This window comes from Corynebacterium aurimucosum (genome assembly GCF_030408555.1).
Classification (GTDB): domain Bacteria; phylum Actinomycetota; class Actinomycetes; order Mycobacteriales; family Mycobacteriaceae; genus Corynebacterium; species Corynebacterium aurimucosum.
Genome location: NZ_CP047048.1, coordinates 528,000 through 550,976 on the forward strand (window position 1 = coordinate 528,000; position 22,977 = coordinate 550,976).

General features: G+C 63.6%; 18 protein-coding genes and 1 pseudogene. 8 read left to right on the forward strand and 11 right to left on the reverse strand.

Going from position 1 to position 22,977, the window contains the following annotated elements; genetic code table 11:
- Window positions 1-8: 8 nt before the first annotated feature.
- Both CAURIM_RS02570 and CAURIM_RS02575 read left to right on the forward strand, forming a co-directional pair.
- Window positions 9-458 carry a PH domain-containing protein gene (locus CAURIM_RS02570; RefSeq protein WP_070446450.1) on the forward strand — a complete coding sequence of 150 codons (450 nt, stop codon included), beginning with the start codon at window positions 9-11 and terminating at the stop codon, window positions 456-458.
- A complete protein-coding gene (locus CAURIM_RS02575; RefSeq protein ID WP_236659324.1) occupies window positions 455-1,969 on the forward strand; it encodes a PH domain-containing protein in 1,515 nt (504 codons plus the stop codon). Before CAURIM_RS02570 ends, CAURIM_RS02575 begins: the two co-directional genes overlap by 4 nt.
- A 240-nt stretch (window positions 1,970-2,209) precedes the next feature.
- On the opposite strand, the gene feoB is transcribed toward CAURIM_RS02575, so the two are convergent.
- The 4 genes from feoB to CAURIM_RS02595 form a co-directional block, all read right to left on the reverse strand.
- The gene (gene feoB, locus CAURIM_RS02580; RefSeq protein ID WP_070718475.1) at window positions 2,210-4,144 is read right to left on the reverse strand and encodes a ferrous iron transport protein B; all 1,935 of its coding nucleotides are present in this window, start codon (window positions 4,142-4,144) and stop codon (window positions 2,210-2,212) included.
- Between the two features lie 3 nt (window positions 4,145-4,147).
- The gene (locus tag CAURIM_RS02585) at window positions 4,148-4,396 is read right to left on the reverse strand and encodes a FeoA family protein (protein ID WP_070644399.1); all 249 of its coding nucleotides are present in this window, start codon (window positions 4,394-4,396) and stop codon (window positions 4,148-4,150) included.
- Window positions 4,397-4,505: 109 nt separating this feature from the next.
- Window positions 4,506-6,377: a pyruvate kinase gene (locus CAURIM_RS02590; RefSeq protein WP_201828665.1), complete on the reverse strand. Its 1,872-nt coding sequence runs from the start codon at window positions 6,375-6,377 to the stop codon at window positions 4,506-4,508.
- A gap of 47 nt (window positions 6,378-6,424) precedes the next feature.
- The gene (locus tag CAURIM_RS02595; RefSeq protein WP_201828664.1) at window positions 6,425-6,895 is read right to left on the reverse strand and encodes a tRNA (cytidine(34)-2'-O)-methyltransferase; all 471 of its coding nucleotides are present in this window, start codon (window positions 6,893-6,895) and stop codon (window positions 6,425-6,427) included.
- A 24-nt stretch (window positions 6,896-6,919) separates the two neighbouring features.
- Between CAURIM_RS02595 and CAURIM_RS02600 the strand changes: the two genes are divergently transcribed.
- Together CAURIM_RS02600 and CAURIM_RS02605 are read left to right on the forward strand one after the other, a co-directional pair.
- Window positions 6,920-7,774: a bifunctional methylenetetrahydrofolate dehydrogenase/methenyltetrahydrofolate cyclohydrolase gene (locus tag CAURIM_RS02600; protein ID WP_070446440.1), complete on the forward strand. Its 855-nt coding sequence runs from the start codon at window positions 6,920-6,922 to the stop codon at window positions 7,772-7,774.
- 217 nt (window positions 7,775-7,991) lie between these two features.
- The gene (locus CAURIM_RS02605; RefSeq protein WP_070446599.1) at window positions 7,992-8,315 is read left to right on the forward strand and encodes a DUF3017 domain-containing protein; all 324 of its coding nucleotides are present in this window, start codon (window positions 7,992-7,994) and stop codon (window positions 8,313-8,315) included.
- 34 nt (window positions 8,316-8,349) lie between these two features.
- Here the strand turns inward: CAURIM_RS02605 and metX are convergent, their stop codons facing one another.
- The 4 genes from metX to pdxR all read right to left on the reverse strand — a co-directional run bounded on the left by metX (window position 8,350) and on the right by pdxR (window position 12,912).
- Window positions 8,350-9,549, reverse strand: coding sequence for a homoserine O-acetyltransferase MetX (gene metX, locus CAURIM_RS02610; protein WP_236659323.1), 1,200 nt, complete (start codon window positions 9,547-9,549; stop codon window positions 8,350-8,352).
- Entirely contained in the window at window positions 9,497-10,816 is a 1,320-nt protein-coding gene (locus tag CAURIM_RS02615; RefSeq protein ID WP_201828663.1) for an O-acetylhomoserine/O-acetylserine sulfhydrylase, read from the reverse strand. Before CAURIM_RS02615 ends, metX begins: the two co-directional genes overlap by 53 nt.
- Before the next feature lie 138 nt (window positions 10,817-10,954).
- Entirely contained in the window at window positions 10,955-11,569 is a 615-nt protein-coding gene (locus CAURIM_RS02620; protein ID WP_070718469.1) for an MBL fold metallo-hydrolase, read from the reverse strand.
- 44 nt (window positions 11,570-11,613) lie between these two features.
- Window positions 11,614-12,912 carry a MocR-like pyridoxine biosynthesis transcription factor PdxR gene (gene pdxR, locus CAURIM_RS02625; RefSeq protein ID WP_070446434.1) on the reverse strand — a complete coding sequence of 433 codons (1,299 nt, stop codon included), beginning with the start codon at window positions 12,910-12,912 and terminating at the stop codon, window positions 11,614-11,616.
- 81 nt (window positions 12,913-12,993) lie between these two features.
- On the opposite strand from pdxR, the gene pdxS reads away from it, so the two are divergent.
- The 3 genes and pseudogenes from pdxS to ppc all read left to right on the forward strand — a co-directional run bounded on the left by pdxS (window position 12,994) and on the right by ppc (window position 17,670).
- Window positions 12,994-13,896 (forward strand): pyridoxal 5'-phosphate synthase lyase subunit PdxS, encoded by a 903-nt coding sequence (gene pdxS, locus CAURIM_RS02630; RefSeq protein WP_049157099.1) that lies wholly within the window; start codon window positions 12,994-12,996, stop codon window positions 13,894-13,896.
- A 50-nt stretch (window positions 13,897-13,946) separates the two neighbouring features.
- A pseudogene (pdxT, locus tag CAURIM_RS02635) lies at window positions 13,947-14,540 on the forward strand (pyridoxal 5'-phosphate synthase glutaminase subunit PdxT); the annotation flags it as partial.
- 379 nt (window positions 14,541-14,919) lie between these two features.
- Window positions 14,920-17,670, forward strand: coding sequence for a phosphoenolpyruvate carboxylase (gene ppc / locus CAURIM_RS02640; protein ID WP_236659322.1), 2,751 nt, complete (start codon window positions 14,920-14,922; stop codon window positions 17,668-17,670).
- 99 nt (window positions 17,671-17,769) lie between these two features.
- Here ppc and CAURIM_RS02645 read toward each other — a convergent pair whose 3' ends face one another.
- Both CAURIM_RS02645 and CAURIM_RS02650 read right to left on the reverse strand, forming a co-directional pair.
- Window positions 17,770-18,798 carry an HNH endonuclease signature motif containing protein gene (locus tag CAURIM_RS02645; protein WP_070530672.1) on the reverse strand — a complete coding sequence of 343 codons (1,029 nt, stop codon included), beginning with the start codon at window positions 18,796-18,798 and terminating at the stop codon, window positions 17,770-17,772.
- Between the two features lie 85 nt (window positions 18,799-18,883).
- On the reverse strand, window positions 18,884-19,240 hold the full coding sequence (locus CAURIM_RS02650; RefSeq protein WP_070530670.1) for a helix-turn-helix domain-containing protein: 357 nt from the start codon (window positions 19,238-19,240) through the stop codon (window positions 18,884-18,886).
- 120 nt (window positions 19,241-19,360) lie between these two features.
- Here CAURIM_RS02650 and CAURIM_RS02655 point away from each other — a divergent pair, with 120 nt between their 5' ends.
- Window positions 19,361-20,869, forward strand: coding sequence for a SulP family inorganic anion transporter (locus tag CAURIM_RS02655; RefSeq protein ID WP_070530668.1), 1,509 nt, complete (start codon window positions 19,361-19,363; stop codon window positions 20,867-20,869).
- Between the two features lie 13 nt (window positions 20,870-20,882).
- Here the strand turns inward: CAURIM_RS02655 and CAURIM_RS02660 are convergent, their stop codons facing one another.
- Window positions 20,883-22,925, reverse strand: coding sequence for a M3 family metallopeptidase (locus tag CAURIM_RS02660; RefSeq protein ID WP_201828661.1), 2,043 nt, complete (start codon window positions 22,923-22,925; stop codon window positions 20,883-20,885).
- Window positions 22,926-22,977 lie beyond the last annotated feature (52 nt).

The window sequence follows — 22,977 nt, forward strand, 5'->3', positions numbered from 1 at the left end:
GTTGCGGCATGAATTCCGTATCCCCGTCACTCACTAAAGCCCGCTACATTTCGCGTTTGAGTTGGGACGTCATTCTTGCTGCCCTGGCGGCCGGGGCGGCGTATTTCTGGTGGGATTGGCTCTATTGGGTCGCCGGCGCGCTCATCGTGTGGGCGCTCTATGAACTCTGGCTCATCCCCGCCCAAGTCAGGAACTTAGGCTGGCAGGAAACCGCCGACGAACTTCTGGTCACGCGCGGCAAAATCTGGCACACCTTCACCGTCGTGCCCTATGGCCGCATCCAATTCGTCGACGTCACCGCCGGCCCCATCGAGCGCGCGATGGGGCTGAAGAAGGTGCAGCTGCACACGGCGTCGCCCAGCAGCGACGCCACCATTCCCGGCCTCCTTGCCGCAGACGCCGACGCCCTGCGCGAGCGTCTCGCCGTCAAGGCCCGCGAGAGGATGAGCGGGCTGTGAAGGATCGCGCGCTTGTCGACGCCGACGGCTACACCCGCGTCCACCGCCTCACCCCGCTGCTGCGCTTCTGGTCGCTGATTCTGGCGCTGCTCGCCATTTTTGCGGTGAATATCAACGCCTCCATGATTTCTGATGTGCTGTCTTACCTGCAGGGCGGACATCTGGGCGAGGTCGGCCGCGGCACTCTGCTGGGTGCCGGCGGCTTCGTGCTCGTGTGCGCGGTGATTTGGCTGATGTCAGGAATCTGGTGGCGCAAGCTGGGCTACAAGCTCACCGAGGATGAAATCGCTCTGCGCCATGGGGTCATCTCTACGTCTTTCCGCTCTGCGCGCTACGAGCGCATTCAAGCGGTAGACGTTGTGGAATCCGTCATCGCGCGCCTGTTGGGGCTGGCAGCAGTGCGCGTGGAGACCGCGGGTGGCACCTCTTCCGTCATCAAAATTGAGTACTTGTCCAAGGCGAAGGCGGAAGAATTACGCGCGGAGTTGCTGCGGCGCACGAATAAAGGTCCTACCAGTGAGCCAGCACCAGAAGCGGAGGAAGCCACCGCCCTGATCCCGGAAATTCCCATTCTGCGCACGATTGCTGCCGAGGCGCTGCGTCTGCCCACGCTGATTAGCGCGCTCGTTATTGGCGGTTTGCTCTTCATTCCGGGCATGTGGACCGCGCTGTTGCCCATCATCGTGGGTTACGTGGGAAGTGTGTGGGGTTTGGTGGATTCTTCCTGGAAATTCACCGCGCTTCACGACGCCCCCACCAACGCCCTCAACGTCTCCTACGGCCTTGCTGACCGCCGCCGCCAAACTATCCGCATCAGCCGCATCCACGGCGTGCGGGTGAGCCAGCCTTTCCTGTGGCGGCGTTTGGGCTGGTACGAAGTGAATGTGTCGGTGGCCGGCTACGGCGCGAAGGGCAGCGGCAAGCAATCTGGTTCTACGCGCATCCTGCCGGTGGGCACCCGCGAGCAGGCGCTGGAGCTTTTAGAGCTCATCTCCGATCTGGACCGCGCGCAGATTGAGGGTTACGCGCGCCCCGAGGGCCACACCCAGCCCACCTATACCTCCCCGCGCCGGGCTACCTGGATTAGCCCCATCGACCGCAAACAGCAGTCGGTGACACTGGTGGATTCCCCGCTTCCCGTGACCATCGTGCACCGCGGCCGCATCAACCGCCGCGTCATGGTGATTGGAACTCCGCACATCCAGGAGCTCACTCTCAAGGTGGGGCCGCTGGGTCACCTTGCAGGCGTGCGCACCGTGCGCTTCGACCTTGTGGCGGGCCCAGTCAAGATGGCTGGCCAGGACCTCACGCCTGCCGACGCCTCCGAGCTCCTCGCCCGCCTGCGCTCCCGCCCCTTGCCATCCCTGGACGCCGTGCTGGAGCAGAGCAATGAACCGAACGGCAAACTGCAGAGAGGGCTCCACCAAGACCTACGCAACAATCCGCGTAACAACTCTCGCGACGGTGCGAGCCGTGGGTCGCAGGAACTTACGCCCGGCGACGAAGCTTAAGCAGCACCGGTCCGCGGGTGCTGCTAGGGCCGGCACACGCCGAGGCGGCCGAACAGGACCCGCATCCGCCTGCGGGACAGGAGTCGAGCGGCTCCATATCGAGGACCCCTCTGGCGGTGAGGTGATCCAGGATGACATCGACCGTCCCGGGCTCCAGCCCTGTCTTCGCCACGAGGTCCACGCGCGAGCGAACGCCGGCCTCGATGGCTTCCTGCACCGCCTGGATGGGGGAGGCAGGCATTAGATAAACACCTTCAACACCTGGAAGGCCGCTACGGCCAGCACCCACGCGGTGGCCAGCTGGACGCCGAAGCCGAAGAGCGTCCAGCGCCAGCCGATCTCGCGCCGCTGCGCGGCAATCGTGGCCACGCAGGGAGTATAGGCCAGCAGGAAGAGCATGTAGGCCCACACCGCGGCGAGCGGGTGACCGCCGGAAGCCTGCTCGAAGTCAGCCCGCACGTGATCGCTGAGCGCGCTGTGCGATTGCTCCTCGGCGGAGGCGTCGGTAACGTCCTCGACTGCGTAAGTCTGCGCCCACGTGGAAATCAGCGCCTCCTTGGCCACGAAACCTGTCACCAGCGGGCCTGCCAGTGACCAAGAATCGAAGCCGGCCGGTGCAAAGGCCGGGGCGATAGCGTGCGCGACCGCGCCATAGGCTGAATCCTCCGGGGCTGGTGGTTCACCCCACGAAGAATCCTGCGCCGCAGCGCCAACCGGGATGGCCATGAGCAGCCACACCACAACCACGGTACTCACGATGATGCCGCCAGCCGTCTGCAAGAAGCCCTTCAGGCGCGTCCACATCACGCTGAGCGCCAAGCGCACCGTGGGTAGCTGATACGTCGGCAGGTCAATAACGAGTGCTTCTTCCGGAACCGCGCGCCACAGAGTCCTGCGCAGGGCTAGCCCCACCAGCACGAGCAGCGCGATGGAAATGACGTACATAATGAACACCACGCTGCCGGCATGCTCCGGGAAGAACGTAGCCGAGAGCATGACGAAGACCACCAAGCGCGCCGAACACGAGGTAAACGGGATGAGCAGCGCGGTCATGATGCGATGCCGCGGGCTGCCCAGCACACGGGTGGCCGAAATCGCTGGCACGTTGCAGCCGAAGCCCACAACAATGGGGATGAACGCCTTGCCCGGCAGGCCGATGGCCCGCATAAGGCGATCCGTGACCACCGCCGCACGCGCCATATAGCCGGAATCCTCCAACACCGCCAAACACAAGAACATTAGCGCCATGAGTGGGGCGAAGGTGAGGACCATGCCGACGCCGCCGATGAGGCCGTCGACAAGCAGGCCCATCACGAGGGGGTGGCCTAAGCCGATGGTTTCTAGCCCCGCCCGCGCCCAGTCGCTCAACGGGCCGGAGACCAGCGCCTCCAAGCCATCCTGCAGGGGAGCGGCCACGGTGGTGGTGATCTGGAAGACCGCCCACATCACGGCCAAGAACAGCAACGGCCCGGCTACCGGGTGAAGGGCTACCGCATCGAGGCGGTGGGAGAGGGGCGTGGCGTGCTCGACCTCGCTCACCGAGGCCTTTGCGGCGGCGTCGAGCTCGGCGAAGCGGTCCTCCAAACCAGCATTCTCGCGCAGCTGCACGGGCTCAGTTGCCAAAGACTCCATTACAACCTCGCGCAGCTTCTCGACGCCCTCCCTCCTACGCCCATCAACCTCCACCACCGGGATGGAGGTGGCCTCGGCCAACGCAGAGGCGTCGACGACCTGTCCCTGGTTGAGCGCCACGTCGGTCTTCGTCAGCGCGATGATGAGGCGGTAGGGCTGCTCCGCCAACTGGAGGGCGACGTTGAGGCCGCGCGCGACGGCGCTGGCATCGACGACCACGACGACGGCGTCGGGGCGCTCATCTGCGGGGCAATCGATGAGCATGGCGCGGGTGAGCGCCTCATCGGGGCTGAGCGGGTCGAGCGAGTAGGTGCCGGGGAAGTCGATGAGATCGGCGGTGGATTCACCCAGCTTCCAGGCGCCGCGGCTGACCTCAACCGTAGTTCCCGGCCAATTGCCGGTCTGCGCCTTCGCACCGGTCAGGGCATTAAAGAGCGTGGACTTGCCGGAATTCGGGGAGCCGACGAGTGCGATGATGGGTGCTCCGGCAGGGGCGACCGCGCCGCCCGGATTGCCGTGACAGCTGGGTTTCGTGGTGGCCATGGTTTAGACCTCGATGGCTTGCAGTGTTGCCTTGTCGATGGCGTAGCGGCAGCTGCCCACCGACACCACCCGCGCGCCGCCGGCGACGCGCGGGCCCATGGTCAACGTGGCGCCGGGGCGGATTCCCAGCTCGCCGAGGCGCACCGCTAGCGCGGCGTCACAGGTGCAGGAAATGCACTCTTTCCCCAAGGTGATGGTGCATCCCATGGGGATAGCGTCGGCGGTTTGTCGTGGACATTCAGGCAACGTCACGGTGGGCTCTCTTTCTCGATCAGCACTACCGATATAGGTTACCCTTAGTAAAGGTAGGTGTGTCTAGTTTTCGGCGACTTGTCTTAGGTGATCCTCACCACGCGGCGCATTAAGCGTTTGGAGTGGACCAGCTGCTCACCTGGCGTAGTCGCTGGCGATTCTTCAGTCGTGATTGGCCCAGCTTGCGGGACATGCGGTCCAGAATCTGGATGGCCTCCGTGATGTGCGGGCCTTTGTTGAGCATGACGCACTCCGCGCGCAGCGCATAGCCAGCGTCCGTGATTTCCGCGCGGGAGGGAAGCCCGGTCTTGGCCAGGGTCTCCAGAACTTGGGTGGCCATGATGACTGGGATATGAGCCGCCTCCGCGACCTTCATGATGCGCCCCGGTACCTGGACCATCTGCTCAAATCCCAGCTCCACAGCCAAGTCACCACGCGCAATCATGATGCCGAACTTGGCATGCCGCATGCCCTCCAGCAGCACGCTTCCCAGCTGCTCATAGGCGGGAACCGTCTCAATCTTGAGCACGATGCCCAGGTCACGCACACGCTGTGCCATCTCTTCCGAGTCCTGCTCAGCGGCAATCGCCTCGAGTGTGTCGTAGAGGAAGGACACATCAGAGGGCGTGCGGATGAAGGAGACCGCCGCGATATCGCAGTGCGTGGCCACAAAACGCAGCGCCTCGATGTCCTCCTCGGTGAGGCTGGGCAGCGGGACGTCAGTATCCGGCACATTGATTCCCTTATATGCCGCCAGGTTGGTGCCGGTAGGCCCGGCATGTTCCACGGTGATGACGGCCTCGCGCGCCGCACCATTCACCCGCACTTCGCGGACACGACCGGAGATGGCGCCGTCATCGAAAATCACCCGGTCGCCCACCTCGAGCGCACCGACCACCTCCGGCAGCGTACACCCAATAGTGGTCACCTCACCCTCCGCGATGCGCGCCGGCTCTGCGGATGTGCTGAGCACCAATTCCTCGCCGCGGTGCAGGCGAATCTTTTGCTCGAGGGGCGGAACCCCATGCACCCGGGTGATCTCCCCGCCGTGGTTGAGCACCGTGCCTTCGGCGAGGTAGCAGTTGCGCTCCCCGTGCAGCACGGCCACGCCTGCCTCTACGCTCTCCACGGTGAACACACGCGAGCGCCCGCGCGCTTCGGTGAAGCGGACCTCGCTGCCGGGCTGAAGCCCTGCTAGCCACTTACCTTCTACCTCTAGCGCTACCGCTGGGCGTGCCGCGGTTGGCGACGCCTCCCCCGCCACCCCGTGGGCGCGGGCGGTGGAGGGGGCGTCGTGAAGCACGAGCGTTGCCGGACTCAGCAGTTCGCCTGCTGCGGTGCGCTCGCCGCGCACGCGGATGACCTGCGGGCCCGGCTCGATGGTGCCGGTGCGGACCTTGGAGCCAGCAATATCGCAGGAAATCAGAATCTCGCGCCCCACCTCTTCAGCGGCGCGGTGAACATGCTCCACCATCTTCTCCCACGCCGCCTGGTCTTCGTGGGCACAGTTGATGCGGGCTAATTCCATGCCCGCGCGGGCGAAACCGAGGACCAGCTCATAATCCTCCGCAGCCTCGGTGGGCAGGGTCACCATGATGCGCGCGTGCGTGTCCTCCTGGGTGGGGCCGAGGAGGGCCTCGGTGTTGGCGTCGAGGATATCGTCGGCGTCTGCATACGCCGAGGCGATGGGCTGCACGGGGTAGGTCGGCGCCTGGCCGTCGAAGGCATCAATCACATTGCGAGCGGCGTGGAGGCGCTCCAGCACCGCGGGCTCTGGGTGGCTCAGGCTCGTAGCACCCAAGGCCGTGAGGCCTTCCTGCAGTTCGACGGCGTCCTGGGAACGCAATTCCATATAGCGCACGAGGTTGACCGCGCCGGGGCGGTGGACGGGATCCACGCGCGCTATCTGCGCGGCGTGGGCGGCAGACGAAGCTTCGACGCGGGTAATGAGGGAATCAAGCAGTGGGCGCAGGCTAGGCACGGTGTCTCCTTCGATGTGAAAGTCCACCCATATTGTGCCGCGACTTGTTAGACCGCGCCACGGAAGCCGAGCTGGCGCCAAGCCTCATATACGGCAGTTGAGGCCGCGTTGGAGAGATTCATCGAACGTCGTGCCGGCATCATTGGGATGCGCACGCGCTCCGTTACCCGCGGGTGGAAGGCGTGTTTCTCCGGCAGGCCCGTGGGTTCGGTGCCGAAGAGGAGGACATCGCCTTCTTGGTATTCCACGTCGGTGAACCACTTATCCGTGTGGGTGGTGAAAGCGAAAACGCGCGCGCCGGGCAAGCTGTCCATGCAAGCATCGAAATCCTTGTGGATCTTGAGGTCTGCCAGGTCGTGGTAGTCCAAGCCTGCGCGCTTGAGGTGCTTGTCCTCGAAGTTGAAGCCGAGCGGCTCGATGAGGTGCAGGCTCGCGCCCGTGACGGCGGCGGTGCGGATAGCGTTGCCGGTGTTGGTGGGGATCACGGGGTTGTCGAAGACAATGTGCAAGCTGCTCATAGGCATCAGTCTAGGATGGTGTGCATGAGCGCTACCAAACTAGATGGCAACCTATACCGCGACGAGATTTTCGAGGACCTAGCCCAGCGCGTGGCCGCCCTCAAGGAGAAGGGGATTACCCCGGGCCTAGCCACAGTCCTGGTGGGCGATGATCCGGGTTCGCATTCCTACGTGAAGATGAAGCACCGCGACTGCGAGAAGCTCGGGATCAACTCGATTCGCAAGGATCTGCCTGGCGACGTCTCCCAGGAGGAGCTGGAGCGCGTCATCTCAGAGCTCAACAATGATGACGCCTGCACCGGCTACATCGTGCAGCTGCCCTTGCCGAAGCACCTGGATGAAAACCGCGTGCTGGAGCTCATCGACCCAGCCAAGGATGCCGATGGTCTGCACCCGATCAACCTGGGCAAGCTGGTGCTCAACGAGGAAGCGCCGCTGCCGTGCACGCCGAATGGCTGCATCCACCTGCTGCGCCGCTTTGGGGTAGAGCTCGATGGCGCGAAGGTCGTGGTCATTGGCCGCGGTGTGACCGTGGGCCGCCCGATCGGCCTGATGCTCACCCGCCGCACCGAGAACTCCACGGTGACGCTGTGCCATACCGGCACCAAGGACCTCGCCGCAGAAACCCGTGAGGCCGATGTCATTATCGCGGCCGCAGGCAAGGCGCACATGCTCACCGCCGATATGGTCAAGGAAGGCGCTGCGGTTCTCGACGTCGGCGTATCCCGCGTCGACGGCAAACTCGCCGGCGATGTGGCTGAGGACGTCTGGGAGAAGGCTGGCTACGTCTCCCCGAACCCGGGTGGCGTGGGTCCGCTGACCCGTGCGTTCCTGGTCAGCAATATCGTCGAGCGCGCCGAAAAGCTCGCCGCTGAATAACGTTCACTATAAGAACGTTCACTGTAAACACACGTCTAACTTGAGCATGTGAGTAGCAAGAATGACGGATCAACCTGCACAGTCACAGGCGACCCCGCAGCGCCAAGCGCGACGAGTTCCCCGGCCCTCGGCTCAGGGGCGAGCCCATGCGCAGGCTGAAGGCCAAGCCCCCAGCCGCGTGCGCAACCGTGGAGCCAACCAGGCCCGCGGGAAAGCTGTGCCGCCGGTATCCCTGTCCAATCCCCACGACGCGCACCTGAAACCTTCGGCGCTGCCGCCGGCGGTGCAGTGGGTGGCCATTGGACTGTTCGTGGTGGCGGTTGTGGTGTCGGGGATTTATGCGCTTTCTGAGCACTGGCGGCGTGCCACCATGCTTCTGGGAGGGGCACTTATGTGGCTTACGGTGGTGCGCCTGACGTGTGATTCCTCGCGAGTCGGCGTGCTCGCGGTCCGCTCCCGGCGCTTCGATGCCTGGTTTACCGGCATTTTGGGCGCGGCGATGGCGTTCTTGGCTTTTTCCATTGACGCGCTGGGATCGTGATGCGTGTGGCTCCTGAAAAGAGCCACACGGCTCTTTAGATATAGTATTCGTCGCCGACGTAGGCAGGGCCCACATCGAGGCCATTCGGCGCGGAGAGCAACAAGAAGTTGCGCAGGATGCGATTCATCTGCCGAGTCTCCGTTAAGAAGGCGTCGTGCCCTACGGGCGAGACAATCTTGGCCATCGCCAGCAGGTGGTTAACGTTGCGGGAGATGTGCTCCTGCTGGTGATAGGGGTAGAGGATATCGGTGTCCACGCCCACGACCATCGTCGGCACTTGCGATGCCGCCAGTGCTTTGATGAGCCCACCGCGTCCGCGGCCGACGTCGTGCCGGTTCAACGCCTCCGTGAGCACCACATAGGAACCTGCATCGAAGCGCTCGGTGAGTTTCGCCCCCTGGTAATCCAGGTAGGAGTTCACCGCGAAACGCTGGTTGAGCTCTCGGTGCGGGCCCAAAGGGTTTTCGCCCTGCTGTGGCTGGGCACCAAAGCGTTCATCGATCTCCTGCTCGCCGCGATACGTCAGGTGCGCAATGCGGCGCGCCGCCGCCAGACCATCCCGCGGCGACTTATCGGTGAGGTAGTAATTTCCGCCGTGCCAGAACGGGTCGCGCTCAATGGCGGAAATCTGCGCCGATTGGATACCAATCTGCCACCCCGAAGCCCGAGCCGATACCGCAATCACGCACACCGCCGACACGCTTTCTGGGTGCAACAAGCTCCACTCCAGCGTGCGCGCACCGCCCATCGAGCCGCCGAGTACCGCGTGCACACGCGAAATACCCAACTGCTTCAGGCAGTCGTGCTCAGCCTCCACCAAGTCCCGAATCGACAGCGCCGGGAAGCGCCCGCCCCACGGCTTGCCATCCGGGTGCAACGATTTCGGCCCCGTCGATCCGTTGCAGCCGCCGAGCGCATTGGTGGCTATAACGCACCAGCGCGTCGTATCTAGGGCCTTGCCGGGGCCGACCAGGTCGGACCACCAATCCACCACGTTGGAATCACCGGTCAGCGCGTGCTCAACCACCAAGACGTTGTTGACGCCGTCGGGGTCGCCGGCGAAAGCACCCCAGCGTTGGTAGGCCACGTGGGCGTCGGCAAGCACGGCGCCTGCTTCCGTGGTGAAGTCACCGATGGGGACGACGGCGAGCTCGCCTTCGGGCGCGAGTTCCGGAATCGGGCTAACCAATGGCCGAGAACCCACGCTCGAGGTCGGCGATGATGTCGTTGACATCCTCGATGCCCACCGACAGGCGCACCGTGGCCTGGGTAATGCCCGCGGCCTTGAGAGCGGCCTCGTCGGACTGGGAGTGCGTGGTGGTAGCCGGGTGCACCACCAGCGAGCGGGTATCGCCGATGTTGGCCAGGTTGGAGTGCAGCTTCAGCGCATCGATGAACGCCCAGGCCTCCTCGCGGCCGCCGTTGATGTCGAAGGAGAGCACGGAGCCGGTGTAGTCGTAGCTCAACTTCTCCTTGACCTGCTTGTACGGGGAGGAGTCCAGGCCGGCGTAGTTGACGGTGGTGACCTTGGCGTGGGACTCCAAGTACTCGGCCACGGCCTGAGCGTTGGCATTGTGCTTCTCGACGCGCAACTGCAACGTCTCAATACCATTCAGCGTCAGCCAGGCGTTGAAGGGGGAGATGGCGGCACCCGTATCGCGCAACAGGCCCGCGCGCGCCTTGACAGCGAAGGCTGGTGCGCCCAGGTCGGCGTACTTGAGGCCGTGGTAAGCCTCGTCTGGGGTAACGAAGTAGGGGAAGACCGGCTCGCCATCGCGCTCGACGGTCCAATCGAAGGAGCCGCCATCGATGATGGCACCGCCGATGGCGGAGCCGTTGCCGCTGTAGAACTTGGTGGTGGAGACGACGACGATATCCGCGCCCAGCTCCAGCGGGCGGGCGAGTGCGCCGGTGGCGATGGTGTTGTCCACGATGAGCGGGACCTGGTTCTTGTGCGCAACCTCAGCGATGGCGGGGATGTCGAGGACATCGGCGACCGGATTGCCGAAGGTCTCTCCGTAGAAGGCCTTGGTGTTCGGTTGGACGGCGTCCTGCCAGGAGGCTGGGTCATCCGGGGTCTCGACGAGGGTGACGTCGATGCCGAGGCGCTTCAAGGTAACGGTAAAGAGGGTGGAGGTGCCGCCGTAAAGGCGCGGGGAAGTAACAATGTGGTCGCCGGCGGAGGCCAGGTTCAAAATGGCGGCGGTTTCGGCGGCTTGGCCGGAAGCAAAAGCTACGGCGGCGACGCCGCCCTCGAGGGAAGCGAGGCGCTCCTCGAGCGCATCCTGCGTGGGGTTGGTCAGGCGGGTATAAATCGGGCCGGCATCCGAGAGGTTAAAGCGGTTGGCGGCGTGCTCGGCGTCGTTGAAGACGTAGGACGTGGTCTGGTAAATCGGCACGTTGCGTGCGTTGGTGGAGCCGTCCAGGTTCTGGCCGGCGTGGAGGGCGCGGGTCGCGAACGACCACTCGTTGACTGCGGAATTATCGTATTTGGTGCTCATGTCACAAAAGGCTAGACCAAGCGGTTCAGTGCTGTTAGTGGCTTTCTAGAAACCGCAGGCAAGCCCGAGAATAAAAATAGACCGAGCGGTTGGTTTGGGGGCCTGTGTGTGCTGTAGATCTCCATGCAGTGCGAAGGCTCAAGGCCGCTGTTGGATGTCGATGCTTTCCCCAACGAGCAGGCGCTGGTAGCCGGTCACGCCGGCGCGTTGGAGCATGCCGTCGGTGATCTGCTTGCCGGCGTCGGACAGCACGGCGTCATGGATGGGTACTGTCACGCGCGCACCGATGCGCATGGCGTAATCCGCGGCATCCGCCCCGCGCACCCACGGCCCGGCGATGGGGAGCAGGAGGACGTCTACCGTGCGTCCTTCCGAGGTAACCCACTGGTCGCCGGGGTGCAGCACTCCATTGAAGAAATAGCCCAGGTTCTCCGGACGTGGGATGTTGGGGTGGATTTCCTCGTGGAGCCCGCCCACCGCGCGGATTTTCAGGCCCAGGACTTCGAACTCCTCGCCTGTGTGGACTGCGGTGCCGGAACCGATGGCGTCTACGGCTTCCTGCGTCCCCCACACCGGTAGGCCGCTCGCGCGCACGGTGTCGACGTCGAGGTGGTCGCCATGTGCGTGAGTGAGCAGCACCGCGCCGGCATTATCCAGGCAACTGAGGTCTGAAAGAGGACCGGGATCGATGATGATGCGGCCCTGGGGCGCTTCGACGGCCACGGCGGATTGTCCATGTAACGAAATCTTCATGCCGCCAACGCTAGCGTGGCGCAGAGTGGCTGCGCCACGGATTATTACGCTAGGGCCTGCTTAACCAGCTCCAGCGCGGCGGCGAGCTCAACATCGCTCAAATGCCCGAAGCCCAAGACCACGCCTTCCTCGGCGGCCACGCCGCCCCAGTAATCGCTGAGCGGGGTGAGCGTCAGCCCTAGGGAAGCCGCGCGGTCGACCACGGCGTTGTCGCATAGCAACACCGCATGGAGTCCGCCGTGGATGGGCAGAAGGGTAGCGGGAGCGTCTTCCAGCGCGGCTTGGACGAGGTCGCGGCGGCGCTTGTAGGCACGGCGCATCCGCCCGGTGTGCCGCCGCAGCGCACCGCTGGCCAGGTAATTTGCCAGTGCCGCCTGGGGAATTGCGCCGACGGGCTGGCCGAAGACCTCCCGCACGCGATCCACCGCCGAGCGTAAGCTCGGCGGCACGACCAGATAGCCGCAGGCAATCGACGGCGAAATCACCGAAGAAAACGTTCCCAGCAAGACGGTGTGCTCTGGGGCGAGCGCGGCCAGGGCAGGAAGAGGTTGGCCGACGTAGCGCAGCTCGGAATCGAAGTCATCCTCGATGATGAGCACGTCGTTGCTGCGTGCCCATTCGACGAGCTCCGCGCGCCGGGCCGCCGGCAGGGAACCGCCATAAGGGTGCTGGTGGGAGGGGGTGACGATGAGAACGTCGAGGTCAACGGTGGGGACGGTGACGCCGTGGGCGTCGGTGGGGACGTCGACAAGCGTGTGACCCAACGCTTGGGGAACGCGGCGCAGGCTGGGGTACCCGGGGGACTCCACGCCCACGCGCAACTGGCTGCCCAGCGCGCGCAGCAGCACCGACAGCCCGTCGCGGGCGCCGGCGGTGATGACGACGTAGGCCGGGTCGACGGTGAGCCCGCGCATGTGGCGCAGGTGCGCGGCCGCTTCGCGGGGGAGATCGCCGGAAGGATCCACCGCGGCCTTACGCCACGCCGCCCTCCATTCGGGGGTGATGATTCCTTCGGTATCGGGCAAACCCGGCGTCAACTCTACGCGCGGTGGGGTAGGGGAAGGCCGCGGTGCCGGGGCGGGCTGTGGGGTGCGTCCGTGGGGTAGGTGAGGGTTGATGATGGTGCCCGAGCCCACCGACGCAGTGAGGTAGCCCTCGGCGGTGAGCTGTTCGTAGGCGGTAACCACGCTGCCTCGGGAAATGCCCAAATCGCGCGCCAGCGAACGGGTTGACGGAACCTGCTCTCCGGGCAGCAGAATGCCCGCCGCGACTTGGGTGCGGAGGGCTTCGGCAATCTGCACCGGCAGAGCGCGCGTATCAGATGGATCGAGGCGGAAAGACACGACCCCATCATAAGTGGTCTAATTCAACACTCTAAAAATGGCTCTTGTCTTGGACCAATTTCCTGGTCCACTATGTGAGCCATGACTGAACAGAAGATTGAACAGGGACGCGCCACGACGCGCGTCAAGCGTGGACTGGCTGACATGCTCAAGGGCGGCGTCATCATGGATGTCGTGACCCCGGAGCAGGCTCGAATTGCTGAAGATGCGGGTGCGTCCGCCGTCATGGCGCTCGAGCGCGTACCGGCCGATATCCGCGCTCAGGGCGGCGTGGCTCGCATGTCTGACCCGGACCTCATCGAGGGCATCGTCAACGCCGTGGATATCCCGGTGATGGCGAAGGCCCGCATCGGCCACTTCGTCGAGGCACAGATTCTGGGTGAGCTGGGCGTCGATTTCATCGACGAGTCCGAGGTGCTCAGCCCGGCCGACTACGTTAACCACATCAACAAGTGGGATTTCGACGTTCCTTTCGTGTGCGGCGCGACGAACCTGGGCGAGGCCCTGCGCCGCATCACCGAAGGTGCGGCCATGATTCGCTCCAAGGGCGAGGCTGGCACTGGCGACGTCTCCGAGGCCGTCAAGCACCTGCGCACCATCAAGGGTGAAATCGCGCGCCTCCAGAACCTGGATCGCGACGAGCTCTACGTCGCAGCCAAGGAACTGCAGGCACCGTATGACCTTGTTGCTGAGGTTGCGGAGACCGGCAAGCTGCCGGTCGTGCTGTTTGTCGCTGGTGGTGTGGCCACGCCTGCCGACGCCGCGCTCGTCCGCCAGATGGGCGCCGAAGGCGTCTTCGTCGGCTCCGGCATCTTCAAGTCTGGTGAGCCTGCGAAGCGCGCGGAAGCCATCGTTAAGGCTGCCACCCTCTATGATCAGCCAGCCGAGCTGGCCAAGATTAGCCGCGGCCTGGGCGAAGCCATGGTGGGCATCAACGTCAACGACATCCCCGCCCCGCACCGCCTGGCCGAGCGCGGCTGGTAAACGCGGTGCGCGTAATGAACCGCGCAATGAACACAGAGCGTGCAAAGGGAATGACTGCGGCGGACACGGTGCGAGCGCTCGTCGGCGTGCTTGCCCTGCAGGGTGGTGTGGAGGAACATCTCTCCGTGTTGGAGAGCCTCGGCGCTGAAACACGCCGGGTGCGCCTGCCGCAGGATCTCGACGGGCTGGGCGGAATCATTCTGCCCGGTGGAGAGTCGAGCACCATCGATAAGCTGGCGCGCTCCTTCGGCGTCGCGGAGCCGTTGCGCCGAGCCGTCGAGGGCGGGCTGCCGGTTCTTGCCACCTGCGCGGGGCTCATCTACAGCGCTCGCGACCTGGAGAACCCCGCGCCGGGCCAGCAGACGCTGGGGCTTATCGACGTCACCGTGCGCCGCAACGCCTTCGGGAACCAACGCTTCTCCGAGGAGCGCGTCGTTCCCGTCGCGATGCAAAGTCAGCGACCCGATGTAGAGGCCTCCGAGGCCGGGACGCGGCGCACCGAGTCCCGAGACGCTGCGGCGCATGACGACACCGAGGCTCATGACACAGGGGCCCGAAGCATCACGCTAGACATTGAGGCGAGCTTCATCCGCGCGCCCATCGTTACCCGCGTGGGTGAAGGCGTCGAGGTCATCGCCACGGTGCCTGCCCCTGCGCGTGGTACTGCGGCTGGTGGCGCGGCAAGCAGCAGTGAAGTTCTCAGTGCGGGTGCGAGCGCTAAATCTGGTGTGGCGTGCGCAGCTAGTGCCGGGCATGACGGGGAGCTAACTCGTCTTACTGCGGGACACGAAGTGATCGTCGGTGTGAGGCAGGGACACGTCACAGCGCTGAGCTTCCATCCGGAAGAAAACGGCGACTCGCGCCTCCACGCCGCGTGGCTCGCGTCCTTTGCCCATTAACTCTTTCTGTCCGCACCCCTTTCTGCCCGCGAGCTCTTTCGGCAAATAACTATCACCCAATAGTGCTCTGGGCTACATTGAGATGTGCCAGCCGAACACATCACTCCCAGAAAGGCTCCTCGCCGTGAGCACACCCGCCCCAGAACAAGTCCGCGAAGACATCCGCTTCCTCGGCCGGGTGCTCGGCCGAGTTATCGCGCAGCAGGAGGGCGAGGACGTCTTTGAGCTCGTCGAATCCACCCGCCGCATGGCCTTCGACATCGCCCACGGCGATGCCAAGCCGGAAGATCTCGTCGCTATTTTCCGCGACCTCGACATCACCAAAGTCAACCTCGTGGCGCGAGCGTTCAGCTATTTCGCGCTCATCGCGAACCTAGCGGAGGACTTGGATGACGAGTCCGTCGAGGCGCCGGTTTCCCTGCGCAAGACATTCGCCAAGCTCAAAGAAGAAGGTGTTGCGCCCGCCGACGCCGCCTCCGTCATCCGCGGTGCGCACGTTGCCCCCGTTCTCACCGCGCACCCCACCGAAACTCGCCGCCGTACCGTCTTCGATACCCAGACCCGCATCAAGAACCTCCTCAAGGAAGCACACCGCGGCGGCGATATGGCGGCGATCGAGAAGGAAATGTACCTGCGCATGACGCTACTGTGGCAGACCGCGCTGATTCGCATCGCCCGTCCCACCCTTGAGGACGAGATTGACGTCGGCCTGCGCTATTACAAGCTTTCGTTGCTCGACCAGGTCCCCGCCCTCAACCGCGCTATCCGTCACGCCATGCGTGAGACCTTTGGCCAGCAGCTTCCCGATTCCCCCGTCGTCCGCCCTGGCTCTTGGATTGGCGGCGACCATGACGGCAACCCCTTTGTCAATGAGCACACCCTGACCTATGCCACCCGCAAAGCCGCGGCGACGGTGCTCCAGTACTACGCCGACGAGCTCGGCGAGCTGGAGCGCGAACTCTCTCTATCAGACCGCTATTCCTCCAGCTCCAAGGAGCTGGGCGCGCTTGCCGACGCCGCCCACAACGACGAAAAATCTCGCGTTGACGAGCCCTATCGCCGGGCCATCTTCGGCATCCGGAAGAAGGTGCTGGCGAGGTTGGAAGGGGAGGCGTCGCCAAGCGCCTATGCGTCTCCGGAGGAGCTCAAGCGGGACCTGGATGTGATCGACCGCTCGCTGCGCCAGTTCAACGATGACATCATCGCCGATGACCGCCTTGCCCGATTGCGCTCGGCGGTGACCACGTTTGGATTCCACCTCTCGACGCTGGATATGCGCCAGAATTCGGAATCCTTTGAGAACGTCCTCACCGAGATTTTCGCCGCAGCCAGCATTACCTCGGATTATCGCGGGCTGGGGGAGGAGGAGAAGGTCGCGCTGCTGGTGCGGGAGTTGCAGACAAATCGTCCGCTGCTCTTCCCGGGCACTGAAAAGGAATTCACCGAGGATACAGCCAAGGAGCTGGGGATTTTCCGTGCGGTGGCCCGCGCTGTGCGGGACTTTGGACCGAAGTCGGTGTCGCACTGCATTATCTCTATGACGGGAACGGTCTCCGATATTTTGGAGCCGATGGTGCTGCTCAAGGAGGTGGGGCTGAACCAGGTAGATGTGGTGCCGCTGTTTGAGACCATCGAGGATTTGAAAGCGGGTGCTGGCATCCTGGAGAAGCTCTGGCAGGTGCCCGTGTACCGCGAGCATCTGCGCTCGCGCGGGGATGTGCAAGAGGTTATGTTGGGGTATTCGGATTCCAACAAGGACGGCGGGTATCTGCAGGCGAATTGGGCGCTGTACGACGCCGAATTGGCCCTAGTTGAGCTGTGTGAGCGCCACGGCGTGGAGCTGCGTTTGGCGCATGGCCGTGGTGGTGCGGTGGGCCGCGGCGGCGGCCCGACCTATGATGCGATTCTGGCGCAGCCGAAGGGCGCGGTCTCGGGTTCGGTGCGTATTACTGAGCAGGGCGAGGTGATTTCTGCGAAGTATGGAGCTCCGGAGACCGCGCGCCGTCATTTGGAGGCTTTCGTTTCCGGTGCGTTGGAGGCATCGTTGTTGGATACCGAGCCGATTGCGGATCCCGAGCGGGCCTACGACATCATGCGGGAGCTGGCGGACTTGAGCGGTACGGCGTACTGCCAGCTGGTTGATGACCCCGGGTTTATCGCCTACTTCACCCAGTCCACTCCGCTGCATGAGATTGATGATCTCAACTTGGGCTCGCGCCCGACCTCGCGTAAGCAGACCACCGCGATTACGGATTTGCGAGCGATTCCCTGGGTGCTGTCGTGGTCACAGTCCCGCACCAACATTCCGGGCTGGTTCGGCGTGGGCAGTGCGGTGACAGCGTGGGTACAGCAATCCTCCGGTGGTGAATGTGGAGTAGGACTGGCCAGCGTAGAAGAAGTAAATGCCACTGCGGATGGAGCAGAAACCGGAAAGGCCGGAGTAAAAAGCGGCGATGGAGAAGTGGAGAAGCGCTGGGAGGAGCTGCGTGAGCTGTACCGTACGTGGCCTTTCTTCCGCTCCGTGTTCGCCAACATGGCGCAGGTCATGGCCAAGGCGGAGATGCAGCTGGCACGCCTGTATGCCAACTTGGTTGATGACAAAGAAACCGCGGACCGTATCTTCAGCCTGATTTCCGCGGAGTTTGAACGCACCCGCGAGGTCTACCTCAAGGTCACCGGCAACGCGGAGTTGGTCAGTGAGAACCAGCGCCAGGCGAGGTCGCTCAAGCGGCGCTACCCGTACCTGCTTCCGCTCAACGCCATCCAGTTGGAGCTGCTGCGTCGCTACCGCCGCGGCGACGATCAGTTCCTGGTGTCCAAGACCATCCAGGTCACGATGAATGGCCTAGCCACCGCGCTGCGCAACGCCGGCTAAGCCGGCACGCTGAAGGCCCCGCGAGGAGGGGATTTCCTGCGGGGTTCGAGCACTACATGGCAGTGGCGGAATGCCTTCGCGGAAGGTTTAGTTGAAGTGTTAGTTGAAGGCGCTGGTGAAGACCGGAGCGGCGTCATAAGGTGGAATCCATGCCGTCCGCCCGCCGATGCGATCCATGCGGCCACGTGAGGGCGGGGCATCGGGGTCATCGTCGTTGACGCCGTTATGGTACGGACACAGCGGCACCAGGTTGAGGATGTTGGTGGGCCCGCCGCGGGCCCAGGCTTTGATGTGGTGGATTTGGCACTTCTCAAAGGGAACTTTGCAGCCCTCCCACGCACAGCACGGGTTCTCCGCAGCTAGGGCGAGGCGTTGTTTGGCCGTGGCGAAGCGCTGGAAACGAAACACATCGAGTGGGCCATGCTCGCGGCTGACCGCCACAATAACTCCCTTGTCCAGCAGAGCGCGCTCCACTAGCTGCGAGCCGGTCATCGTCGCGCCACTTGTTGTGCGGACGATGAATTCTTCGCCATCCTTGTCGGTATTGCCCTTGAGCAGCTCTGCGTAGTCATCGAGCTGCAGGACCGCCATGGTGGCAACCTCAGTTTTGACGCCACCGCCCTCCAGATTCTCCAAGAAACTCTCGCCGGGGCGTTCCTGGTCGATGCCTTCAAAGACACCGGTCAGCTGCAGCGAGTCCGCAGTTACCGTGAGGGTGGCCAGGCCATTGCCGTGCTGGGTGAGCTTGGCACGCTCGGCATACGTGCGGGGCTTGCGCATCTGACGCAGTCTCTTGCGCGCTACCTTTTCCACCAGCTCCGCGCTGGTCTGGCACAGCTCTACCCGCAAATCCCACGCTTTGTTATGGTCCCGGACTTTGGCAACGAAGTGCTCGATAAGCTGCAAGGTCACCAGCCCGTGCCCGCGCCGGCGGGCGGCTTCAACCGCCGTGCGCTGCTTCTTCGTCGAAGAGGTGTGCCCGAAGTAGGTGTGGTGGAGGGAGAGGAACACGGTGGCGTCGGCAGACGTGGCTCCGAAAGACACTAAGTCAGATTCAGACAGGCCCGCGCACTCGGCCACCAGGTCAATGGCGCGGCCGAGGGCGGCGAAGAACGTCTGAACTCTCATGAACCTCAGAGTAAAAGCGCCGCACCCTGCCAACAAGGGCGAGCTCCCGCCCGCCACGAAATCTGTGGATAACTTCTCGGGGGTGCTAAGCCAAGTTGTTCACTATATCGAGGAACTCTTCGGCATACGCCAGCTGCTTGGACAGCTTCTCGTAGCGCGTACGTGCCTCCAGTTGGACGCGAGCGACAGTCTCGCGCGCAGCCGGCGTGGAAGAATTAGCGGCCTCAAGAAATGAGCGCATATCTTCCAGCGAAAACCCCAGCGGCTTCATGCGGCGGACTAGCAAAATGCGGTGCAGATCCTCTTCGCTGTACAGACGGAAGCCTCCGGGGCTGCGGTGAGAGGGAGAGACTAGCCCGACGGAGTCGTAGTGGCGCAATGTGGGTAGTGAAATGCCGGTGCGCTCGGCTATCTCGCCGATTTTGTAGCCAGATTCAGCCATGGCTTTCCTCCTAGGGACCATGTTTTGTCGCGCGCCTATGCAGCGGTTAAAGTTATGCAAGTCCAAAACCCTAAAGCTACTTGAGGGTTAAGCTCGGGGGATACGAACGACAGGATTGCTATGACTGAAACTACCACGGTCACTGAAGCGCCCATGGGTGTTGTGGCCTCCTTCCGCTATGCCTTTTCCTCAGCTACGCGACTGCGCATCGAGGTGTTGGCCGGACTAGCCGTTGCCTTGGCGCTGATTCCGGAGGCGATTGCGTTTTCCATCCTCGCCGGGGTGAGCCCGGCGGTGGGTTTGTTCTCTTCCGTGATTATGGCTGTGGTGATTGCCTTTACTGGCGGCCGCCCGGCAATGATTTCCGCAGCAACTGGTGCTATCGCCCTTGTAGTGGCACCGGTGGCACAAGACCACGGCCTGGATTATCTCGTGGCCACAGTCATGCTGGGCGGGGTGCTTCAGATTGTGCTCGCGCTGTTGGGCGTGCCCAAGCTGCAACGCTTTATCCCACGCTCCGTGATGCTGGGGTTTGTCAATGCGCTGGGTATTCTCATATTTACAGCACAGTTGGAGCACCTTATCGATGTGCCGTGGATGGTCTATGTTCTCGTCGTCGTGGGGCTCGGCATCATGGTGGGCTTTCCCAAGATTACTGCTGCGGTGCCAGCTCCACTGGTGACGATTGTTGTGTTGACAGCTGCGGTGGTTCTGGCGGGCCTTAATGTTCCGCGCGTGCGCGATATGGGCGATCTACCGACTTCGCTGCCGGCGCTGTTCTGGCCGAACGTGCCGCTAAATCTGGAGACCGTCAAGATTATTGCGCCGTATGCGCTGGCAGTGGCCGTGGTGGGGTTGATGGAATCGCTGATGACTGCCAAGCTTGTCGACGACATCACGGATACCCACTCCAACAAAACCCGTGAAAGCTGGGGACAAGGCGTGTCGAACATCGCTACCGGACTGTTCGGGGGAATGGGAGGCTGCGCGATGATTGGCCAGACCATGATCAATGTCCGCGAGTCCGGGGCGCGCACACGCTTGTCCACGCTGGTTGCCGGTTCTTTCCTACTAGTTCTCATCTTGGCGTTGGGGGACATTGTTGGCCAGATCCCAATGGCAGCGCTGGTAGCCATCATGATCATGGTTTCGGTAGGCACCGTGGACTGGCACTCAGTGCACCCGCGCACGCTAAAATTTATGCCGCTGTCGGAAACCGTGGTGATGCTGGTGACCATGGCTGGCACGTTGGTGACGCATAACCTGGCGGTCGGCGTAGTGCTCGGTGTGCTGGCAGCGATGGTGAGCTTTGCCCGCCGCGTGGCTCATTTGGTGCGAGTGGATGCTTCCGAGCTTGTCGACGGTGTACGGTCCTACCAGCTGCACGGACAGCTTTTCTGGGCGTCGTCGAATGACTTGGTGTACCAATTTGATTACACCGATGAGGCTGAGCACATTGTCATCGACCTCACCGGTGCCGAGGTGTGGGATGCTTCCACGGTTGCTACCTTGGACGGCATTACTAGCAAGTTCCACGAAAAGGGCAAGACCGTGGACATCGTCGGCTTAAACGGCCCGAGCCGGCATCGCTTGGAGCAGCTCACCGGACGCCTTGATGGTGGGCACTAGTGCCATCGGGGAACTAGGCACCGGCGAGGCCGCGGCGCTTGAGCAGCGGCGCAACGTCCTTGTCGCGGCCGCGGAACTCGCGGTAAGCCTCCGTGAAGTCGCGGGATGCGCCCTTCGACAGGATGACATCGCGGAACTTTTGGCCGGCCTCGCGAAGGTTGGTTTGCTCCTTGAACCACTCGAAACCATCGGCATCGAGGGCCTCGGCCCAGAGATAGGAGTAGTAGCCCGCGGAGTAGCCACCGGCGAAGATGTGGTTGAAGTAGGTCGAGCGATAGCGCGGCGCAATGAGCTCGTTGTCTAGCCCGGCCGCGCGCAGGGCCTCGGCCTCGAACTCGGCGACGGCCTCCGGTGTAGCTTCCAACTCGGCGGCCTCCGACGCGCTCAGGGAATGCCACGCGAGGTCGATGATCGACGCCCCCAGATACTCCGAGGTGGCGAATCCCTGGCCGAACTCGGAGGCGGCGGAGATGGCGTCGAGAAGCTCGTCCGGAATAGGTTCGCCCGTCTCCACGTGGCGGGCGTACTCCTTGACCAAGTTCTTATCCAGTGCCCAGTTCTCGTTGATCTGCGAGGGGAATTCCACCCAATCACGCGGTACGTTGGTGCCGGCGAAGGTGGGGTATCGGACGTCGGAAAGCAGGCCGTGCAGGGCGTGACCGAATTCGTGGAAGACAGTGCGGACCTCATCCATGCTCAGCAGCGGTTGGGAGCCGTCGGCGGGCTTGGTGATGCCCATGACGTTGATGATGACCGGCTTGCGCTCCAGCAGTCGGGACTGCCCCACGAACTCGCTCATCCATGCGCCGCCGCGCTTGGCGGGGCGCCCGAAGTAGTCGGTGAGGAGAAGACCGATCCCGTGCGAGTCCTTTTCCCCGTGCGGGACGGCACCGTCCCGCACCTCCCACACGCGAACCCCCTCCGCGTAGCCCTCGAGGTCATCGCGCGGGATAACGGTGATGCCGTAGAGACGTTCGGCGGCGGCAAAGACGCCCTTCTCTAGGACCTGGTCCAGCGGGAAGTACTTGCGCAGCTCCTCCTCGTCGAGGGAGAAGTCGCGGGCGCGGACCTTGGATTCCCAGTAGGGCCAGTCGGCGGCGGTGAATCCCTGGCTGTTGAGCTCAGCCTCTTCAGCGAGGAGCTTCTGCTCGCCTTCGGCATTGGCCGCGGCGGCGGGGGCGAGGTCGAAGAGCATGGTGCGGGCGGCGTCGGCAGTCGCGGCGGTTTCCTCGGCGATCACGCAGTCGGCATGAGAGGCAAAGCCCAGCAGCTCGGCCCTCTCGGCCCGTAGCTGGACGGCTTCGATGAGTCCCGGGATGTTGTTTTCGGATCCCCTGCTTGCCGACGCCCCATACAACCTCCCCCTCGCATCCTCCCGCGCCAGGCGGCTCAGCTCCGATTGCACGGTCGGCAGCTCCAGCGGGATGGCATAGCCCTCGCGGCCAAGCGCCTCAGCGTCGGCTTTGGCGGAAGCGATGCGCTCGGCGGGCAGGCCTTCGAGTTCCTCCTCGGTGAAGGAGACCGCGCGCTCGCGGGTAGACGCCATGAGGTTGCGGCCAAATTCCTCCGACAGTGCAGAAAGGCGCTGGTTGATCTCAGACAGGCGGGCCTTGCCAGTCGCATCGAGATCGGCACCCTTGCGGGCAAAGGTGCGCAAGAGGTGGTCGTGGAGGCGCTGGCCTTCTGCGTCGTCGGCAAGCGGCGTGGCCTCCTTGATGCGCGCGTAGAGCACCTCGTTCTGGTACATCGCGTCATAGTGCGCGGACAGTCGCGGGTAGATGTCGGCGGCGATCTCCTCCATCTCCTCGGTGACATCCGTACCGGAGAGGTTGCCGAAGACCGCCATGACGCGGTCGAGGTCCTGGCCGGATCGCTCGAGCGCCTCCACGGTGTTTTCCCACGTAGGCGCGGCGGGGTTGTCGGTGATGGAGGCGATCTCGGCGTCGTGAAGCGCGAGTGCTTCGTCGAAAGCGGGGCGGTAGTGCTCTACCTTGATCTCCGCAAACGGCGGGAGCTGATAGGGCAGCGTAGAGGGGGTCAGTAGTGGGTTAGTCATAAGAAACTACCGTACCTAATAAGCCCGTCCCTATGTGATGGCTTTCACTAAA

What these genes read in the sequence shown, in the direction of transcription:
- CAURIM_RS02570 (WP_070446450.1), top strand. Translation starts at nt 9, where the DNA reads ATGAATTCCGTATCCCCGTCACTCACTAAAGCCCGCTACATTTCGCGT.
- feoB (WP_070718475.1), bottom strand. Translation starts at nt 4,144, where the DNA reads ATGGCCACCACGAAACCCAGCTGTCACGGCAATCCGGGCGGCGCGGTC.
- CAURIM_RS02595 (WP_201828664.1), bottom strand. Translation starts at nt 6,895, where the DNA reads ATGAGCAGCTTGCACATTGTCTTCGACAACCCCGTGATCCCCACCAAC.
- CAURIM_RS02600 (WP_070446440.1), top strand. Translation starts at nt 6,920, where the DNA reads ATGAGCGCTACCAAACTAGATGGCAACCTATACCGCGACGAGATTTTC.
- metX (WP_236659323.1), bottom strand. Translation starts at nt 9,549, where the DNA reads ATGTCAACGACATCATCGCCGACCTCGAGCGTGGGTTCTCGGCCATTG.
- CAURIM_RS02615 (WP_201828663.1), bottom strand. Translation starts at nt 10,816, where the DNA reads ATGAGCACCAAATACGATAATTCCGCAGTCAACGAGTGGTCGTTCGCG.
- CAURIM_RS02620 (WP_070718469.1), bottom strand. Translation starts at nt 11,569, where the DNA reads ATGAAGATTTCGTTACATGGACAATCCGCCGTGGCCGTCGAAGCGCCC.
- pdxS (WP_049157099.1), top strand. Translation starts at nt 12,994, where the DNA reads ATGACTGAACAGAAGATTGAACAGGGACGCGCCACGACGCGCGTCAAG.
- CAURIM_RS02645 (WP_070530672.1), bottom strand. Translation starts at nt 18,798, where the DNA reads ATGAGAGTTCAGACGTTCTTCGCCGCCCTCGGCCGCGCCATTGACCTG.
- CAURIM_RS02650 (WP_070530670.1), bottom strand. Translation starts at nt 19,240, where the DNA reads ATGGCTGAATCTGGCTACAAAATCGGCGAGATAGCCGAGCGCACCGGC.
- CAURIM_RS02655 (WP_070530668.1), top strand. Translation starts at nt 19,361, where the DNA reads ATGACTGAAACTACCACGGTCACTGAAGCGCCCATGGGTGTTGTGGCC.
- CAURIM_RS02660 (WP_201828661.1), bottom strand. Translation starts at nt 22,925, where the DNA reads ATGACTAACCCACTACTGACCCCCTCTACGCTGCCCTATCAGCTCCCG.